This is a genomic window from Microbacterium sp. H6 (genome assembly GCF_003314775.1).
In the GTDB taxonomy this organism is placed as follows: domain Bacteria; phylum Actinomycetota; class Actinomycetes; order Actinomycetales; family Microbacteriaceae; genus Microbacterium; species Microbacterium oxydans.
This window is the reverse complement of sequence record NZ_QOAY01000293.1, coordinates 634-2,047: the sequence shown is the minus strand read 5'-3', so window position 1 is coordinate 2,047 and position 1,414 is coordinate 634. Positions and strand designations below refer to the sequence as shown.

2 protein-coding genes are annotated in these 1,414 nt (G+C 70.4%); one reads left to right on the top strand and one right to left on the bottom strand.

Features of this window, described 5'->3' with window-relative positions:
* Positions 1–949: aldehyde dehydrogenase family protein (locus tag DSP71_RS24335; RefSeq protein ID WP_258546555.1), on the bottom strand; the 949-nt coding region annotated here is incomplete at its 3' end.
* Between the two features lie 102 nt (positions 950–1,051).
* Here DSP71_RS24335 and DSP71_RS18985 point away from each other — a divergent pair.
* Positions 1,052–1,414: PucR family transcriptional regulator ligand-binding domain-containing protein (locus DSP71_RS18985; protein WP_258546557.1), on the top strand; the 363-nt coding region annotated here is incomplete at its 3' end.

Here is a 1,414-nt window from a genome sequence, read left to right as displayed (position 1 = left end):
TCGCGGTATCCGTGCCCGCGCCGATCGTGAGGCCGCCGATGCGGTCGGCGATCGCGGTGACGAGGTCGTCGGCGATGTCGCCCACCGCGACCAGCACGGAGACGGCCATGCAGCGCTCGCCGGCGGAGCCGTAGGCGGCGGAGACCGCGGCGTCGGCTGCCGCGTCGATGTCGGCGTCGGGCATCACGACCATGTGGTTCTTCGCGCCACCGAGGGCCTGCACGCGCTTGCCGGCAGCCGAGGCACGCTGGTAGATCGAGCGGGCGATCGGAGTGGAGCCGACGAAGCTCACCGCGTTGACGCGCGGGGAGTCCAGGATCGCGTCCACGGCCTCCTTGTCGCCGTTGACGACGTTGAGCACTCCGTCGGGCAGGCCCGCCTCGCTGAAGAGCTTCGCGAGCCAGACGGAGGCGGACGGGTCCTTCTCGCTGGGCTTGAGGACGACCGTGTTGCCGCAGGCGATGGCCGAGGCCACCATCCACAGCGGCACCATGACCGGGAAGTTGAACGGGGTGATCGCCGCGACGACGCCGACCGGCTGCTTGACCGAGTGCACGTCGACGCCGCGGGCCACCTGCTCGCTGCGCTCGCCCTTGAGCAGGTGCACGAGGCCGGCGGCGAACTCGACGTTCTCGATGCCGCGCGACACCTCGCCCGCTGCATCCGAGAGCACCTTTCCGTGCTCGCTCGTCACGATCGCGGCGAGCTCCGGCGTGCGCTCCTTGAGCAGCTGGCGCAGGCGGAAGAACACATCGGCGCGCTTGATCAGGCTCGTCTCGCGCCAGGCGGGGAGGGCGGCGGCTGCGGCGGCGATCGCGGAGTCCACCTCGACGGTGGACGCGAAGGCCACCTGCTTCGACACCTGGCCGGTGGCGGGGTCGAAGACCTGGCCGGTGCGGGCCGCTTCGGCGGTCTCCGCTCCGTTGATGACGTGACGGACGATGTCCACGATGTTCCTCCGAGGGCTGAAGAATGCGCCGTTCGAACACTCTGACCGGTGTCCGATAGGCTTGTGCTCCTCAATGATCACAGAGCCGAGGAGCTGGTCGTGATGTCAGAACGTCAGGACTTCCGCTCCATCCGGACAGATCGTCCGGTTCGTGGCGACGCCCTCCTCACGGTCGCCGACGTCCTCGCGGAGCCCGTGCTGCAGGCGGGCGCTCCGGAGGTGATCGTCGGCGGTGGGGCGCTCGATGCCGCCGTGCGCTGGGTGCACGTGTCCGACAGTGCCGGTGTCGCCCGTCTGCTCGACGGCGGGGAGCTCCTGCTCAGCACCGGGGCCGGCTGGCCGACCGCTCCGGCGGAACTGCGTGCTTTCGCCGTCGGACTGCATCAGGCCGGGGTCGCGGGTATCGTGGTCGAGCTCGGCTCTGGCCAGGCGCGCATCCCGGAGGCCGTCGTCGAGGTGTGCACG